Annotated in this window: 19 protein-coding genes; 17 read left to right on the plus strand and 2 right to left on the minus strand. The window is 68.8% G+C overall.

The window, feature by feature from the left end:
* Positions 1–4: 4 nt before the first annotated feature.
* A complete protein-coding gene (locus AC3A6J_RS23185) occupies positions 5–979 on the plus strand; it encodes a DUF4349 domain-containing protein (protein WP_487862357.1) in 975 nt (324 codons plus the stop codon).
* A gap of 1 nt (position 980) precedes the next feature.
* Here the strand turns inward: AC3A6J_RS23185 and AC3A6J_RS23190 are convergent, their stop codons facing one another.
* On the minus strand, positions 981–1,295 hold the full coding sequence (locus AC3A6J_RS23190; protein ID WP_487862358.1) for an EthD family reductase: 315 nt from the start codon (positions 1,293–1,295) through the stop codon (positions 981–983).
* 77 nt (positions 1,296–1,372) lie between these two features.
* Here AC3A6J_RS23190 and AC3A6J_RS23195 point away from each other — a divergent pair, with 77 nt between their 5' ends.
* The 7 genes from AC3A6J_RS23195 (at position 1,373) to AC3A6J_RS23225 (ending at position 8,107) form a co-directional block, all read left to right on the plus strand.
* On the plus strand, positions 1,373–2,293 hold the full coding sequence (locus AC3A6J_RS23195) for a 2-hydroxyacid dehydrogenase (RefSeq protein ID WP_487862359.1): 921 nt from the start codon (positions 1,373–1,375) through the stop codon (positions 2,291–2,293).
* Between the two features lie 92 nt (positions 2,294–2,385).
* A complete protein-coding gene (locus tag AC3A6J_RS23200; protein ID WP_487862360.1) occupies positions 2,386–3,153 on the plus strand; it encodes an IclR family transcriptional regulator in 768 nt (255 codons plus the stop codon).
* The gene (locus AC3A6J_RS23205) at positions 3,150–3,542 is read left to right on the plus strand and encodes a cupin domain-containing protein (protein ID WP_487862361.1); all 393 of its coding nucleotides are present in this window, start codon (positions 3,150–3,152) and stop codon (positions 3,540–3,542) included. Before AC3A6J_RS23200 ends, AC3A6J_RS23205 begins: the two co-directional genes overlap by 4 nt.
* A 23-nt stretch (positions 3,543–3,565) precedes the next feature.
* Positions 3,566–4,591, plus strand: coding sequence for a Bug family tripartite tricarboxylate transporter substrate binding protein (locus AC3A6J_RS23210; RefSeq protein WP_487862362.1), 1,026 nt, complete (start codon positions 3,566–3,568; stop codon positions 4,589–4,591).
* Positions 4,592–4,670: 79 nt separating this feature from the next.
* Positions 4,671–5,897: a CaiB/BaiF CoA transferase family protein gene (locus AC3A6J_RS23215; RefSeq protein ID WP_487862363.1), complete on the plus strand. Its 1,227-nt coding sequence runs from the start codon at positions 4,671–4,673 to the stop codon at positions 5,895–5,897.
* Positions 5,894–7,063: an acyl-CoA dehydrogenase family protein gene (locus tag AC3A6J_RS23220; protein WP_487862364.1), complete on the plus strand. Its 1,170-nt coding sequence runs from the start codon at positions 5,894–5,896 to the stop codon at positions 7,061–7,063. The genes AC3A6J_RS23215 and AC3A6J_RS23220 overlap by 4 nt, the downstream gene beginning before the upstream one ends.
* A gap of 123 nt (positions 7,064–7,186) precedes the next feature.
* Entirely contained in the window at positions 7,187–8,107 is a 921-nt protein-coding gene (locus tag AC3A6J_RS23225; RefSeq protein ID WP_487862365.1) for a hydroxymethylglutaryl-CoA lyase, read from the plus strand.
* Between the two features lie 22 nt (positions 8,108–8,129).
* Here AC3A6J_RS23225 and AC3A6J_RS23230 read toward each other — a convergent pair whose 3' ends face one another.
* Positions 8,130–9,074 carry a LysR family transcriptional regulator gene (locus AC3A6J_RS23230; RefSeq protein ID WP_487862366.1) on the minus strand — a complete coding sequence of 315 codons (945 nt, stop codon included), beginning with the start codon at positions 9,072–9,074 and terminating at the stop codon, positions 8,130–8,132.
* Between the two features lie 178 nt (positions 9,075–9,252).
* On the opposite strand from AC3A6J_RS23230, the gene AC3A6J_RS23235 reads away from it, so the two are divergent.
* The 9 genes from AC3A6J_RS23235 (at position 9,253) to AC3A6J_RS23275 (ending at position 16,398) form a co-directional block, all read left to right on the plus strand.
* Positions 9,253–10,155 (plus strand): amino acid ABC transporter substrate-binding protein, encoded by a 903-nt coding sequence (locus AC3A6J_RS23235; protein ID WP_487862367.1) that lies wholly within the window; start codon positions 9,253–9,255, stop codon positions 10,153–10,155.
* Positions 10,156–10,182: 27 nt separating this feature from the next.
* Entirely contained in the window at positions 10,183–10,932 is a 750-nt protein-coding gene (locus AC3A6J_RS23240) for an amino acid ABC transporter permease (protein WP_487862368.1), read from the plus strand.
* A gap of 6 nt (positions 10,933–10,938) precedes the next feature.
* Positions 10,939–11,631: an amino acid ABC transporter permease gene (locus AC3A6J_RS23245; protein ID WP_487862369.1), complete on the plus strand. Its 693-nt coding sequence runs from the start codon at positions 10,939–10,941 to the stop codon at positions 11,629–11,631.
* Positions 11,628–12,683 (plus strand): threonine aldolase family protein, encoded by a 1,056-nt coding sequence (locus tag AC3A6J_RS23250; RefSeq protein ID WP_487862370.1) that lies wholly within the window; start codon positions 11,628–11,630, stop codon positions 12,681–12,683. Before AC3A6J_RS23245 ends, AC3A6J_RS23250 begins: the two co-directional genes overlap by 4 nt.
* A gap of 77 nt (positions 12,684–12,760) precedes the next feature.
* Positions 12,761–13,252, plus strand: coding sequence for a YbaK/EbsC family protein (locus tag AC3A6J_RS23255; RefSeq protein WP_487862371.1), 492 nt, complete (start codon positions 12,761–12,763; stop codon positions 13,250–13,252).
* A 1-nt stretch (position 13,253) separates the two neighbouring features.
* Positions 13,254–13,520: a DUF1289 domain-containing protein gene (locus AC3A6J_RS23260; protein WP_487862372.1), complete on the plus strand. Its 267-nt coding sequence runs from the start codon at positions 13,254–13,256 to the stop codon at positions 13,518–13,520.
* Positions 13,517–14,164: a 2-hydroxychromene-2-carboxylate isomerase gene (locus AC3A6J_RS23265; protein WP_487862373.1), complete on the plus strand. Its 648-nt coding sequence runs from the start codon at positions 13,517–13,519 to the stop codon at positions 14,162–14,164. The genes AC3A6J_RS23260 and AC3A6J_RS23265 overlap by 4 nt, the downstream gene beginning before the upstream one ends.
* Before the next feature lie 166 nt (positions 14,165–14,330).
* Positions 14,331–16,025 carry an MFS transporter gene (locus AC3A6J_RS23270; RefSeq protein WP_487862374.1) on the plus strand — a complete coding sequence of 565 codons (1,695 nt, stop codon included), beginning with the start codon at positions 14,331–14,333 and terminating at the stop codon, positions 16,023–16,025.
* 229 nt (positions 16,026–16,254) lie between these two features.
* Positions 16,255–16,398 (plus strand): hypothetical protein, encoded by a 144-nt coding sequence (locus AC3A6J_RS23275; protein WP_487862375.1) that lies wholly within the window; start codon positions 16,255–16,257, stop codon positions 16,396–16,398.
* Positions 16,399–16,404: the final 6 nt, after the last annotated feature.

The raw sequence follows: 16,404 nt of genomic DNA on the forward strand, positions 1-16,404 counted from the left end.
CGCCATGACCGCCTCTCGCCTGCCTTCGGGCTCCCCCCGCCTTCTTGCCGACCGCCTGCGCGCGGGCGGCCTGCTGCTTGCACTGGCCGCCGCGCTGTCGCTGGCCGGCTGCGGCCGCGACAGGGACGCCAACAACCACAGCAGCGAGCCGGTCGCACCGCCGGCCATGGCCTCGGCCCCGGCCGGCGGCATGGCGATGAAGGCACAGCGCATGCAGCCCGCCGCGGAATCCAGCGCGTCGTCGAACATGCGGCAGGACGTACAGCAGGATGCGCCGCTGCAGCGCTTCCTCGCGGTGCGGCAGGAGCTCGTCGTCGAGGTGCCGCCCGACCAGCTCGCGGCGGCCTTTGAAAAGATGCGCGATCTCTGCGGCACGCTGCAGTGCGAGCTGCTCTCGGCCTCGCTGCTGCGCGAAACGCCGCGGCAGCCCGGCAGCGCCATGCTCGAAGTGCGTGTTGCGCCGGCCGAGGTCGACAAGCTGCTCGGCGGGCTGGCGGGCGTCGCGAGCGTGGTCTCGCACACCACCACCAGCGAGGACAAGACCGCCGAGGTGATCGACGTCGAGGCCCGCATCAAGAACCGCACCGAGTTTCGCGACAGCCTGCGCGCGATGCTGGGCGATACCGTCACCAAGCGCACCATGGCAGACCTGCTGGCGATCCAGCGCACGCTGTCGAACACGCAGGCCGAACTCGACGCCACCGCCACGCAGCGCAAGGTGCTGGCGCAGCAGACCAGCAAGCAGCACATCCAGATCCAGTTCACGCCGAAGCGCGTGTTGGTGGCGGGCGGCGATGATGGCTACAGCCCGATGAGGGAGGCGCTGCGCAACGCGGGTGCGGTGCTGGCCGAAAGCGTCGGCGCGCTGATCACCTTCGTGGCGGCGGCGCTGCCATGGCTGGTGATCGTGGTGCTGCCGGTGGCGTGGCTCGCGCGCGTGCTGTGGCGCCGCCGCAGCCGCCGCGCGCGCTCGAGCTGACTCAGCCCACCACGACTTCGCTGACCTGCATCACCGGTGTGATGTCGGTGTAATTCTGGATGTCGGCCCGGATTTCCTTGGCGTGCGGGCCGAACGCCGCCTGGAACGCCTCGGCCGACTCGCAGAACACGTGGCACATGCCGACGTAGGCCGGCGGCGAGCCCGGCGCGCCGCCGCCGAGACCCTTGTCGATGGTGTACGAGAGGCACGCATCGCCCATGCGCTCTTTCAACAGAGGCATGTGCTTGTCGCGGTAGTAGGCATGGTCGAACCGTGCGCCTTCGGTGTAGGGATACATCACGCTGACTTTGATCATGGGGTCTCCTGGTGGATGTTGCGCCGAGCATAGCCAACCGCCCACGTCGCGTCAGCGCCCTCACTAAGATCCGTTCCATGAAAATAATCGTCTCCCTCACCGACAACCGCCCCGAACCCTGGATCGAAGGCCTGCGAGCCGAACTGCCCGGCGCGCAGATCGAAGCCTGGAAGCCCGGCGCGCCGCAGGCCGACCATGCCGTGGTCTGGGCCCCGCCGCAGCAACTGCTCGACGAGCAGCCGCAATTGCGCGGCCTGTTCAACATCGGCGCCGGCGTCGATGCGTTGCTCAAGCTCGAGGTTCCCGCCCACACGCGCATCGTGCGGCTCGACGACGCGGGGATGTCGGTGCAGATGGCCGAGTACGTCTGCCACACGCTGATCCGCCACTTTCGCGAGTTCGACGTCTACGAGGCCGATGCGCGCGAAGGCCGCTGGAGCTACCGCAAGCCGAAGCTGCGGCGCGACTTTCCGGTCGGCATCATGGGCCTGGGCGTGCTCGGCGAGCGCGTGGCGAAGGCGGTGGCGCACTTCGAGTTTCCGGTGCTGGGCTGGAGCCGCTCGCCCAAGGCGATCGACGGCGTGAAGGTGTTCAGCGGCGAGGCGCAGTTCGACGAATTCCTCGCGTCCACGCGCGTGCTGGTCAACCTGCTGCCGCTGACCGATGCCACGCGCGGCATCCTCAACCGCGACACGCTCGGCCGGCTCCGGCCCGAGGGCTACCTGATCAGCATCGCGCGCGGCGCCCACCTGGTCGAGGACGACCTGATCCCGCTGCTCGACAGCGGCAAACTCGCGGGCGCGACGCTCGACGTGTTCCAGGTCGAGCCGCTGCCCGCCGACCATGCGTTCTGGCGCCATCCGAAGATCACCGTGACGCCGCACGGCTCGGCGCGCACGCTGCGCGAGGAATCGATCACCCAGATCGCCGGGAAGATCCGCGCGATGGAACAAGGCCAGTCCATCACGGGTGTGGTCGACCCGACGCGCGGGTACTGACCTTCACCCGGCCGAGGCCGGGGCCGCAGGTGACGCCGAAGGCAGGGGAATCCCCAGGGCGCATTTTTCTTCATGTATGTGAAAATATTTTCATGACTGTGAAGACTGCCTTCCGCGTGATCGAGATCGTCGAGCTCTTCGCGCGCGAGAAGCAGCCGCTCGCGCTCTCGGAAATGGCGCGTCTGCTCGAGATGCCGGTGTCGAGCTGCCTCGGCCTGATCCGCACGCTCGAGGCGCAGGGCTACATGTACGAGACCGGCCGCCGCCAGGGCTATTACCCGACCGGCCGGCTGCTCGCGATGGCACAGGTGATCGCGGCGCACGATCCCGTGCTCGACCGCGTGCGCGCCACGCTTGAGGAGCTGCGCGACAGTGCGCGCGAGACCGTGCTGCTCGGCAAGTTCCGCGAGCCCGGCACCGTGATCTACCTCGAGGTGCTGAGCGCGCCGCAGCGCATCCGCTACACCGCCGAGTCGGGCGAAACCCGGCCTGCCTATGCCAATTCGATGGGGCGCGCGCTGCTGTCCACGCTGGCGCCCGAGGCGCGCCGCACACTGCTCGCGGCCAGCCCGCTCGCGCCGCTCACCGAGGCCACGCTGACCACGCCCGAGGCCATCGAGCAGGAGCTCGTGCGCGGCGCTGCGCGCGGCTGGTACGGCAACCTGGGCGAAAGCATCCCCGACCTCGCCGGCCTCGCATGGCCACTGCGCCTGGGCGGCGAGGCGTATGCGATCTCGATCGCCGGCCCGCGCTACCGCGTCGAGCCGCGCCTCGAGGAGATCGCCGCGATGCTGCGCGCGGCCTGCCTGTCGCTCGAACCCCAGACGCAGACCCCGAACCCGACCGAAAGCCCCCGATGACCGACAAGCCCACGCCCCGCTACTTCGTGCGAGAACAAGAGATTGCCGGCTACCACCCCGCCAACCACGTCGGCACGCTCAACAAGCGCCTGATCGGCCCTGAGACCGTGGGCGCGAAGCAGCTCGAGGTGCTGGTCGGCCACATCCAGAACGGCAAGGGCGCGCTGCCGCATGCGCATCCCGGCATCGAGCAGGTCTGCTACATGCTCGAAGGCCGCGCCGTCGCCGAGGTCGGCGGCCAGCGGCAGGAACTGCAGCCGGGCGACTGCTGCTTCTTTCCGGCCGATGCGATGCACACCTTCACGGTGGTGAGCGACGAGCCCGTGCGCGTGCTGGTGATCTACAGCCCGCCCTACGAAGAATCGCCGGAGCGCGTGATCCGGCCCTGACAACCCCAACCGGAGACAACCCCATGCAGACGACGAAGAAGAACGCGACAGAATCCCAACGGACGGTCGCGGTGGCCAGCCGCCGCCGTTTCATTTCCATCGGCGCCGCGGCGGGCCTGGCAGGCGCCGCGCCGTGGGCCTTTGCGCAAGAGGGCTACCCCAAGCAGCCGATCAAGCTCATCGTGCCGTTCGCGGCCGGCAGCGGCACCGATGCGGTGGCGCGCATCACCGCGCAGATGCTCGGCGAGGCGCTCAAGGGCTCGGTCATCGTCGACAACAAGGCGGGCGCCAGCGGCGTGATCGCGGCCGAGTTCGTGGCGAAGGCGCCGCCCGACGGCTACACGCTGTTCATGACCACCAACACCACGCACTCGGCCAACCCGAGCCTCATGAAGTCGCTGCCCTACGACCCGGTGAAGGACTTCGCGCCCGTGAGCCGCATGGGCAACCTGCCGTTCATGCTGGTGGTCAACAACGACCTGCCCGTGAAGAGCGTGGCCGAGCTGCTGGCCTGGGGCCGCGCGAACCCCGGCAAGCTGACCTATGCGAGCGGCAACAGCACGGGCATCGTGAGCGGCGCCACGCTGTCGCGCATGAGCGGCGTGCCGATGCTCCACGTGCCCTACAAGAGCACGCCGCCCGCCATCGCCGACCTGATCGGCGGGCAGGTGTCGATGATGGTGGTCGACCTCGCCGCGGGGCTCGCGACGGTCAAGGCCGGCAGGATGCGCGCGATCGCGGTCACCACGCAGGAGCGCACCCAGCTCTTTCCCGAGCTGCCGCCGCTGGCCGACACGCCCGAGCTCAAGGGCTTCGACATCACCTCGTGGAACGGCGTCTTCGCGCCCGCGGGCACGCCGAAGGACATCGTGCTGAAGCTCAACAAGGCGCTCGCGGAGATGGCGAACGGCCCGGTGTTTCGCGAGCGCGTGAGCAAGCTGGGCTTCGATGCGTTCGGCAGCACGCCGGAAGCGCTGGGCGCCTTCACAGTGTCCGAACTGACCAAGTGGAAGAAGCTGATCGAGGCCGCGGGCATTCAACCCGAATGAGCACGCCATCGTATTTCTCCCTCCCGCTCCGGGGGAGGGCAGGGGTGGGGGCAAGCGGCGCGGGGGAAGGAGCCAAGGCATGAACATCACCGGCCCCCTCCAGGGCATCCGCATCCTCGACCTCACGGCCGTGGTGATGGGCCCCTACGCCACCCAGACGCTCGGCGATCTCGGTGCCGACATCGTGAAGGTCGAACCGCCCTCGGGCGACAACCTGCGCGCCGTCGGGCCGATGCGCCATGCGGGCATGGGCGCCATGGCGCTGCACCTGAACCGCAACAAGCGCTCGATCGTGCTCGACCTCAAGCAGCCCGAAGGCCGCGAGGCCTGCCTGCGGCTGGCGGCGGGCTGCGATGCGCTGATCTACAACACGCGGCCGCAGGCGATGGCGCGGCTCGGCCTGGGCTACGAGGCGGTCGCGGCGGCCAATCCGAAGATCGTCTATCTCGGCGCCTTCGGCTACGGCGAGCAGGGCCCCTATGCCGGCAAGCCCGCCTACGACGACCTGATCCAGGGCGCGGCTGGCGTGGCCTCGCTGTTCGCGCAGCAAAGCGGCGGCGCGCCGCGCTATGCGCCGGTCACCCTCGCCGACCGCGCGGTCGGGCTGCAGGCCGCCATCGCGCTGCTGGCCGCGGTGCTGCATGCGCAACGCACCGGCCAGGGCCAGGCGGTGGAAGTCCCGATGTTCGAGGCGCTCTCGCAGTTCGTGATGGGCGACCACCTCGGCGGCCAGAGCTTCGAGCCGCCGCTCGGCCCGACGGGCTATGCGCGTCTGCTCGCGCCCCACCGTAAGCCCTACGCCACGGCCGACGGCCACCTGAGCGTGCTGATCTACAACGACAAGCACTGGCAGGCCTTCTTCGACGTGATCGGCCGGCCCGAGCTGCGCCACTCGCCGATGTTCGGCACCCACACCGCGCGCGCGGCGCACATCGCCGAGGTCTATGCCTTCGTGGCCGAGGTCATGGCCACGCGCAGCAGCGACGAATGGTTCGCGCTGCTCGAAGCGGCCGACATTCCCGTCGCACGGCTGCACAGCACCGAGAGCCTGCTCGGCGATCCGCACCTGCGCGCGGTCGGCTTCTTTCCCGAGGTCGACCATCCCACCGAAGGCCGCATCCGCACCATGGCGCCGGTGGGGCGCTACAGCGCCACGCCCGCCTCGCTGCACCGCCCCGCGCCGCGCATTGGCGAGCACAGCGTCGAGCTGCTGCGTGAAGCCGGCTACAACGAAGCGGCCATCGATGCGATGCGCGCGCGCGGCATCACGCTGCAGCCCGATCCACCCGAGAAAGAAGGCAAATGAATTTTTCCCTGAACGAAGACCAGCGCTCGCTGGTCGCGGCCATCGAACGGCTGTGCGAAGACTTTCCGATCGAGTATTGGCGCGACCACGACGAACGCGCCGCGTTCCCGCACGAATTCCACCGCGCCGTGGCCCAGAGCGGCTGGCTCGGCATCGCAATGCCCGAGGCCCAGGGCGGCGCGGGGCTCGGCATCACCGAGGCCGCGCTGATGATGCGCGCCATCAGCGCCTCGGGCGCGGGCATGTCGGGCGCCTCCGCGGTGCACATGAACATTTTCGGGCTCAACCCGGTGGTGGTGTTCGGCAGCGACGCGCAGCGCCAGCGCTTCCTGCCGCCGCTCATCGCGGGCACCGAAAAGGCCTGCTTCGCGGTGACCGAACCCGACGCGGGGCTCGACACCACGCACCTCAAGACGCAGGCCGTGCGCCAGCCCGGCGGCGGCTACCTGCTGCACGGGCGCAAGATCTGGATCTCGACCGCGCAGGTGGCCGACCGCATGCTGATCCTTACGCGCACCACGCCGCTCGACCAGGTGAAGAAGCCCACGCAGGGGCTCACGCTCTTCTACACGGCGCTGGACCGCAGCAAGGTCGAGGTGCGCGAGATCCACAAGCTCGGCCGCGCGGCGGTCGACTCGAACATGCTCTTCATCGACGGGCTTGCGGTGCCGGAGGAAGACCGCATCGGCGAGGAAGGGCGCGGCTTCGAGTACATCCTGCACGGGCTCAACCCCGAGCGCATCCTGATCGCCGCCGAAGCCATCGGCATCGGCCGCGCCGCGCTGCGCATCGCCGCGCAGTACGCGCAGGAGCGCGTGGTGTTCGGGCGGCCCATCGGGCAGAACCAGGGCGTGGCGCATCCGCTCGCGCGGGCCTGGGCCAACCTCGAGGCGGCCGACCTGATGATGCTCAAGGCCGCCACGCTGTACGACGCCGGCGCGCCCTGCGGCATCGAGGCCAACGCCGCCAAGTACCTGGCGGCCGAAGCCGCGCACGACGCCTGCCAGAACGCGGTGCTCACGCTCGGCGGCATGGGCTACGCGAAGGAATACCACGTCGAGCGGCTGCTGCGCGAGAGCTACATCCCGCGCATCGCGCCCGTGAGCCCGCAGATGATCCTGAACTTCATTGCGGAAAAGGCGCTGGGGCTGCCCAAGTCGTACTGAGCGCCGCGGCCCGACTGGCGCGATCTGCAACCCCGCTGGCGCGCATTGCAACCCCTCGCGCCGCACGTGCGGTGCAGGTGGCCGACAATCGCCGAACGGTTTTTTCTTCTTCAGAGACACGCCATGAAACTCCCCGCCAAGGTCCAGCTCGTCGATGTCGGCCCGCGCGACGGATTGCAGAACGAGAAGCAGCCCGTCGCCGCCGAAGTCAAGATCGCCCTCGTGCACCGCCTGCAGGAGGCCGGCCTGACGGAGATCGAGGTCACCAGCTTCGTGTCGCCCAAGTGGGTGCCGCAGATGGCCGACAACGCCGAGGTGATGCATGGCATCCGGCGCAAGCCCGGCGTGCGCTACTCGGTGCTCACGCCCAACATGAAGGGCTTCGAGGCCGCCATCGCCGCGCCGCGCGAAGAGTGGCCCGACGAGATCGTGGTGTTCGGCGCCGCGAGCGAGGCCTTCAGCCAGAAGAACATCAACTGCTCGATCGCCGAGAGCATCGAACGCTTCGCGCCCGTGGTGGCCGCGGCGCGCGCGAAGGGCATCGGCGTGCGCGGCGCCATGTCGTGCACCGTGGGCTGCCCGTACGAGGGCGACATCGCACCCGAACGCGTGGGCATGCTGGCCGGGCTGATGAAGGACATCGGCGTGCAGCGCGTTGACGTGGCCGACACCATCGGCGTGGGCACGCCGCGCAAGGTGCAGGCCGCGATCGAGGCGACGCTGGCGCATTTCGGCGTCGACCAGATATCGGGCCATTTCCACGACACCTACGGCCAGGCGCTGGTCAACACGCTGGCCTCGCTGGAGATGGGGGTCTGGAACTTCCAGTCGTCCTCCGCCGGGCTGGGCGGCTGCCCCTACGCCAAGGGCGCGACCGGCAACGTCGCGACCGAGGACGTGGTCTACATGCTGCACGGCATGGGCATCGAGACCGGCATCGACCTCGACCGGCTGATCGACGCGGGCGTGTACATCAGCGAGGCGCTCGGGCGCGAGCCGAACTCGCGCGCGTCGAAGGCGATCCGCACCAAACGCGCGGGATAGGCGGGGGGCGCGCGCCTCCGCTTCAGGCGCTGCCGTCGGGCGCGGCCGCCGCCGTGCCCGGGAGGCTCGCGAACTCACGCCGCAAGGCGCCGCGCGCCGAGTCGGCGAAGGTCTGCACCAGCCGGTGCTGCTCCATTTGCGTCGGGTACAGCAGCGCCACCGACATCGAGGTCTCCGGCAGGAACGGCCGCACCTGCAGCCGCGCCTCGCGCAGTTCGTCCTGCGCGGCCAGCGGGTTGATCAGCCCGATGCCGATGCCCGCCGCCACCAGCGCGCAAACCGTCGAACCGAGATTGGCCTCGGCCGTGATGGTGCAGCTGGCGCCGGCCTCGGCCAGCAGCCGGTCGCAGCGCTGGCGCAGGCTGCTGCCCTGGGCCGCGGCGACGAGCGCGTGGCCGTCGAGGTCGCGCGCGTGCACCACCCGAAGCTGCGTCAGCGGATGGTCGGGCGGCAGCACCACCACGAAGTTCGCGCGGTGCAGCACCTCGACCTGCAGGTCCTGCGCATCGGCCTCTTCGTCGTACAGCATGGCGAGACCGGCATCGCAGAAGCCCGAATGAACCCAGCGGTGCACCGCCTGCGCATCGCCTGAGTGAATGGCCACCAGCACCCGCGGATGGGCCAGCTTGAAGCTGGCCACGGCGCGGGCCATCGGCCCACCGGCCAGCCGCGGCATGGCGGCGACGCTGAGGCGCTGCGTGCCGAATGCGCGGATGTGGGTGGCCGCCGCTTCCAGGCTGGTCAGCCCGTCGAAGGTCTTGCGCACCTCGTTGTGAAAGCGCAGGCCCTCCAGCGTCGGCTTCAGCCGGCTGCCACTGCGCTCGAACAGCTTGAACTGGACGATCGCCTCCAGCTGGCCGATCAGCCGGCTGATCTGCGGCTGGGAGGTGTGCAGCGCCACCGCGGCACCGGTCATGGTGCCCAGGCGGATCACGCTGTTGAAGGCTTCGATGTGGCGCAAGGCCATGCGGTTAGTCATATCAGATCTGTATGGAAGACTGGTGAAGCGGCATTGGCCGCCATGGCGCAGACCGAGCATACTTTCGTTACACGCCGCCTACAGCGAACAGTTCGCGGGGGCAGCAGCCTCGGGCGAGCCGCCGGAAGCGGTCCGCCCGCCATACCAAACCGAAGGGGTAGAAGACATGAAATTCGGTCCATCGATCGTTCTCGGCGTCACCTTGCTGGTCGTCGCCGCCCAGGCTCAGGCCGGCCGCCTCGAGAAGATCCGCGAAACCGGCGCCATCGTGCTGGGGCATCCCGAAACCTCGGTGCCCTTTGCCTACCTCGACGGCGACCAGAAGCCGGTCGGCTACATGGTCGAGATCTGCGAGAACGTGGCGCGCGCGGTGCAGAAGTCGCTCAAGCTCGAGACGCTGCAGGTGCGCTACAACCCGACCACCTCGGCCACCCGCCTGCCGCTCCTGGCCAACGGCACGATCGACCTGGAGTGCGGCAACACCACCAACAAGCCCGAGCGCCACAAGATGGTCTCGTTCGCACCGACCACTTTCGTGGCGCAGGTGGTGCTGGTGGCGCGCAAGGATGCGGGCGTGGACGTGAACAACCCGGCCTCGTTCCGCGGCAAGACCATTGCCGCGCAGGCCGGCGGCCAGACCTTCAAGCTGATCTCGCAGATCAATGCGCGCGAGAACCTGGGCATCACGGTGGCGCCCGCCAAGAACACGGCCGAAGGCTTCCTGATGGTGGAAACCGGGCGCGCCGCCGGCTCCATCAGCGACGACGGGCTGGCCTACGGCGCGGTGGCCTCGGCGCGCAACCCGGCCGACTTCGTGGTCGGCACCCGCGGCCTCGAACTCGCGCCCTACGGGATCGTGGAGCCGAAGGACGACCCTGCTTTCAAGAAGGTGGTCGACGACGCCGTGGTGGCGCTGATCAAGGACGGCACTGTCGCCAAGCTGTACGACAAGTACTTCAACGCGCCGATCCCGCCCAAGCAGATCAACCTGCAGTTTCCGATGAGCGACGCGCTCAAGCGGGCGCTGGCCAAGCCCACCGATTCGGGCGACCCGAAGGCCTACGAGTAAGGCTCCCGCTGGGCACGGCGCACGCGCATGAACTACGACTGGAGCTGGGCGGTCTTCCAGGAGCTGTCGCTGGACGGGGTGAACCCCTACTGGGAGATGCTGCTGGTCGGCGTGGGCTGGACGCTGGCCCTGGCGCTGGTGGCCTGGGTGCTGGCGCTGCTGGGCGGCAGCCTGCTGGGCGTGATGCGCACGACCAGCGGGCGCGGCTGGCGGTTCGGCGTGACGATCTACGTCGAGGCGTTCCGCAGCGTGCCTTTGCTGGTGCAGATGTTCCTCTGGTACTTCGTGCTGCCCGAACTGCTGCCGAAGGCGTGGGGCGACGCGATGAAACAGATGCCGCAACCCTGGGGCCAGTTTCTGCCCGCCCTGGCCTGCCTGACCTTCTACGGGTCGGCGCGCGTGGCCGAGCAGGTGCGCTCGGGCATCCAGTCGCTGCCGCGCGGGCAGTTCAACGCCGCCACCGCGATGGGGCTGACCGAGTTCCAGCTCTACCGCCACGTCATCGTGCCGCAGGCCATGCGCATCGTGATCCCGCCGTTGACCTCTGAGTTCACCGGCATCATCAAGTATTCGTCGGTGGCCTTGACGATCGGCCTGCTGGAGCTCACCGGCCAGGCGCGCTCGATGCAGGAATACACCTTCCACATCTTCGAGGCCTTCAGCGCCGCGACAGCGGGCTACCTGGTCATCAACGGCGTGGTGGTGCTCGGCATGCGCAGCATGGAGCGCCGGCTTGCGGTGCCGGGGCTGATCGGCGCGGGCGACCGCAAGGCCTGACCGCACATGGCCTATTCCTTCGACTGGTCGGTCATTCTCGACGCGGCCCCCTACCTCTTCGCCGAGGGCATGCGCTTCTCGCTCACCCTGGCCGGGCTCTCCGCCGTGATGGGGCTGGCGCTCGGCACGGTGCTGGCGATCGCGCGGCTGTCGCCGCGCCGGCTGATCTCCTGGCCGGCGGGCATCTACGTCAACACGCTGCGCTCGGTGCCGCTGCTGCTGGTGATCTTCTGGTTCTATTTCCTCATGCCCTACCTGGGCGCGTGGATCACCGGCGCCTCGCGGCCGGTGGCGGTGGGGGCGTTCAAGTCGGCGGTGATCACCTTCACGCTGTTCGAGGCCGCCTACTTCTGCGAGATCATGCGCGCCGGCATCCAGTCGATCGCGCGCGGCCAGTCCGCCGCGGCGCAGGCCCTCGGGCTCACGCACTGGCAGAGCCTGCGCCACATCGTGCTGCCCCAGGCCGTGCGCAACATGATGCCGGCGCTGGTGACGCGGCTGATCATCCTTTTCCAGGACACCTCGCTGGTCTATGTGCTGTCGCTGACGGACTTTCTCGGTGCCGCCGCGAAGGTCGGCCAGCGCGACGGCCGGCTGGTCGAGATGTACCTGTTCGTCGCAGTCGTCTACATGGTGATCTGCGGCACCGCTTCGCAGATCGTTCGACTGCTGGAACAACGCAAGACCGTCATCCGATGAGCACCCAGACAATCCTTTCCGAAGCCGCTGACGCCGTCGATCTGCGCAGCGACACCGTCACCCGGCCGACCGATGCCATGTTCGAACGGGCGCGCAGCACGGCGCTCGGCGACGACGGCCTCGACGGCGACCCCACGGCCGTCGAGCTCGAGGCCTTTGCCGCCGTCGAGCTCGGCAAGGAGGCCGGCCTGTTCGTCCCCACCTGCACCATGGGCAACCTGCTCGCGGTGCTGGCGCAGGTGCCGCGCCATGGCCAGGTGGTGACGGAGGCCAGCGCCCACATGATCACGGCCGAGCGCGGCAGCGCCACGCTGACGGGCGCTTTCTATGTCGGCATTCCCGGCAGCGACGGCGCCATGGACGCGAACCAGCTGGAAGAGAACCTCTCGGCCGGCGGCCATCGGCTGCGCACGTCGCTGGTGGCCATGGAAACCTCGCACAACAACGCCGGCGGCGCGGTGCTGCCGCTCGCGCACATGGCGCAGGTGCATGCGCTGGCGCAGCGCCACGGGGCGGCGGTGCACCTCGACGGCGCCCGCCTGTACAACGCCGCAGTGGCGCTGCAGGCGCCGGTGGCGCACCTGGCACAGCATGTCGACAGCGTTTCGCTGTGCCTGTCGAAGGGATTGAGTGCACCGGCCGGCGCGGTGCTGGTGGGCAGCCGCGCACTGGTCGACCGGGCGCGCACGCTGCGGCGCATGCTCGGCGGCACGCAGCGGCAGATCGGCGTGCTGGCGGCCTTCGGCCTGGAAGCGCTGCAGACCATGGGCCAGCGGCTCGGCGAAGACCACGCGCGTGCGCAGCGCCTGAGCGAAGCACTGCGCGCCCTCGGATCGGCACTGGAGATTTCGCGGCCGATGACCAACATCGTGCTGGTCGATGTCTCGGCCACCGGCCGCAGCAGCGGCGACTGGGTGGCGGCATTGGGCGCTGCCGGCCTGCAGGTGCGGCCGTGGGGGCCGCGCGCGCTGCGCTGCGTGACGCACCGCCACATCGACGATGCGGCGATCGCACGGGCCGTGAACGCCTTCGAGCGCGTGCTGGCCGGGTAGGCCCCGCAGCGCGCCAGCGCGGCACCGCCGCATGGCCGACAATCGGCGCCGTCTTTCTTCATTTCCGTTGAACCACGATGTGCGGCGCTGAACTCCACTCCCTTCCCGATTCCGTCCAGCGCGTGGCGCGCGCCCTGCAGGACGCGGGCCATCCACACGCGCCGCGCATGCTCGACGACGCCTGCCGCACCGCGCAGCAGGCGGCCGATGCGCTCGGCATCGCGGTCGGACAGATCGCCAAGAGCATCATCTTCCGGCGCAAGAGCGACGACGCGGCGGTGCTGGTCATCACCTCGGGCGACAAGCGCGTGGACGAGAAGAAGGTCGATGCGCTGGTCGGCAAGACCGGCCGCGCCGACGCCGAGTTCGTGAAGGCGCGCACGGGCTTCACGATCGGCGGCGTGTCGCCGGTGGCGCATGCAACGAAGCCGGTGGTGCTGATCGACCGCGAGCTGTTCCGCTTCGACGAGATCTGGGCCGCGGCCGGCCATCCGCATGCGGTGTTCCAGCTGCGGCCGCACGACCTCGAGAAGCTCACCGACGGCGCGCCCGTGGCAGACGTCGTGTGACGTGAACCTCGACGCGGCGCGAACACTGGCCGAACGTGCGGCCGCCGTGCAGCAGTCGGCGGACGCCACGCCGTCGCCGTGCACCTCGGTCTGCCGCATGGACCGCCTGAGCGGCTTGTGCGAAGGGTGCCTGCGCACCATCCCCGAGATCGCCGGCTGGAGCCGCATGGACGACGATGGCCGGCGCGGCGTGTGGCGCGCGATAGAGTGGCGGGCACGCGCCGGCATCTGGCGCATGCCGGACCCATCTGGAGACAACGACACATGAAGCACATCGACTTCTATCTCGACTTCATCTCGCCCTACGCGCACCTGGCGTTCGAGCACCTGCCGCAGGCGCTCGAAGGCCTGAGCTACAGCGTGGCCTACAAGCCCGTGCTGCTCGGTGCGATCCTCAAGCACCACGGCCAGCTCGGCCCGGCCGAGATCCCGGCCAAGCGCGCCTGGACCTACCGCCATGTGCTCTGGCTCGGCCATGCCAACGGCATCCCGATCGAGATGCCGGCCTCGCACCCGTACAACCCACTCGCGCACCTGCGGCTCGCGCTGGCGACGTCGAGCGACGGCAGCATCAGCCGCCTCGCCGCGGAGACCCTGTTTCGCCATGTATGGCGCGGTGGCGAGGAAGCCGCCGATCCCGCGCGCCTGGCCGCGGCGGCGGCGCAACTCGGCACGCCGCTGCGCGACGCCAACGGCGACGAGAACAAGGCGCTGCTCAAGCGCAACACCGACGAGGCGATCCAGGCCGGGGTGTTCGGCACGCCGGCCTGCGTGGTCGACGGCCGGTTGTTCTGGGGCTTCGACGGCCTCTCGATGCTGCGCGGCTACCTTGCGGGCGATCCGTGGTTTGCTGGCGCGCAATGGGACGGCGCCGCCCAGCGCCCGTCCATGTTGCGCAGCAGCAAAGGCTGACAAAACGACGATTTCTTACAAGCTGAAACGTGCCCCGCGGGTTTCACCCTAATTCGTAAGCGTCGATTCAGTTTCGCGAAAGGCTCGGGTCAGTCGCGGCTCCAAGAATGCGTCACGGTCCCGGATGCCGGGGTCGAACGTACGCATTACACAGGAGACGACGCAAATGGCAACGACACTGGATTCGAAGGGGGTGCCGCATCCGGCCCCCCGGCCCATGTCCGCGGAGGAAAAGAAGGTCATCTTCGCTTCCTCCCTGGGCACGGTGTTCGAGTGGTACGACTTCTATCTCTATGGCTCGCTCGCCGCGATCATCGCCAAGCAGTTCTTTAGCGGCCTGGATGCGGGCGCGGCCTTCATCTTCGCGCTGCTGGCCTTTGCCGCGGGCTTCCTGGTGCGTCCGTTCGGCGCCATCGTGTTCGGCCGCCTCGGCGACATGATCGGGCGCAAGTACACCTTCCTGGTCACGATCCTGATCATGGGCCTGTCGACCTTCATCGTCGGCCTGCTGCCCAGCTACGCGACCATCGGCGTCGCCGCACCCGTGATCCTCATCGCGCTGCGCATGCTGCAGGGCCTGGCGCTCGGCGGCGAGTACGGCGGTGCGGCCACCTACGTGGCCGAGCACTCCCCGCACGGCAAGCGCGGCGCCTACACCTCGTGGATCCAGACCACCGCCACGCTCGGGCTGTTCCTGAGCCTGCTGGTGATCCTGGGCGTGCGCACCTGGCTCGGCGAACAGGCGTTCGGCGATTGGGGCTGGCGCATTCCGTTCCTGGTGTCGATCGCACTGCTCGGCATCTCGGTGTGGATCCGGCTGTCGCTGAGCGAATCGCCGGCTTTCCAGAAGATGAAGGCCGAAGGCAAGACCTCGAAGGCGCCGCTGGCTGAATCCTTCGGCGAATGGAAGAACCTCAAGATCGTGATCCTGGCGCTCGTCGGCCTGACCGCCGGCCAGGCCGTGGTCTGGTACACGGGCCAGTTCTATGCGCTGTTCTTCCTCACGCAGCAGCTCAAGGTCGACCCCACCACCGCCAACCTGATGATCGCCGCCTCGCTGCTGCTGGGCACGCCGTTCTTCGTGCTGTTCGGCATCCTGTCGGACAAGATCGGCCGCAAGCCGATCATCATGGCGGGCTGCCTGCTGGCCGTGGTGACCTACTTCCCGGTCTTCAAGATGATCACCGAGTACGCCAACCCCGACCTGGCCCGCGCCCAGGCGACGGCTGGCGTCACGGTCACGGCGGATCCGAAGTCCTGCTCGTTCCAGGGCAACCCGGTGGCACGCGAGATCGACTTCCGCAGCTCGTGCGACATAGCCAAGCGCTACCTGGTGCAGAACTCGGTGAGCTACGACAACGTCGAGGGCGCGCCGGGCTCCAAGGCCATCGTCAAGATCGGCGACAAGACCATCGAGGCGCCCGTGGGCAACGTGGTCAACCTGAAGTTCGACGAGGGCTCCGCCAAGGAGATCGCCGCCTTCAAGAAGGCCGTGGCCGACGACCTGAAGGTCGCGGGCTACCCGGCCAAGGCCGACCCCGTCAAGATGAACAAGGCCGTGGTCATCGCGCTGCTGTTCTGGTTGGTGCTGCTGGTCACCATGGTGTACGGCCCGATCGCCGCCATGCTGGTCGAGCTGTTCCCCACGCGCATCCGCTACACCTCGATGAGCCTGCCGTACCACATCGGCAACGGCTGGTTCGGCGGCCTGCTGCCGACTACCGCGTTCGCGATCGTGGCGACCACCGGCAACATGTACAACGGCCTCTGGTACCCGATCATCATCGCGGCCATGACGCTCGTCATCGGCACGCTGTTCATCCGCGAAACGAAGGACGTCGACATCTACGCCAATGATTGAGACGCCCCCCGAAGCGCCTTCGGCGCCTCCCCCCACTGGGGGGCGCACCCAGCGGCCTGGCAAAGCCAGTTCCGCGGGTGCACTTGGCTGAGCTGCTTGCGGCGCATGCGCCGGCGGGCTTCGGGAATTCTCAGGAAGGCGTAGGCCTTCCGTTCAACAAAGGGGCTTCATGCCGGTCCGGCACGAGGCCCTTTTCTTGAACCCCAGACATCACCAGGAGACAGCACCCATGTGGAAGATCGCCATCGGCTTCGTCATCTTTGCCGCCATCGCCCTTTACGTGATCTCGCAGGCCGGCGACAAGATCGACATGTCCGGCGAGAAGCACGGCGGCGACGTCATGCACGAGCCTGCGCCCGCGGGCCAGAAATAGGTCGGC

Source organism: Variovorax sp. Soil_C_39 (genome assembly GCF_057656815.1).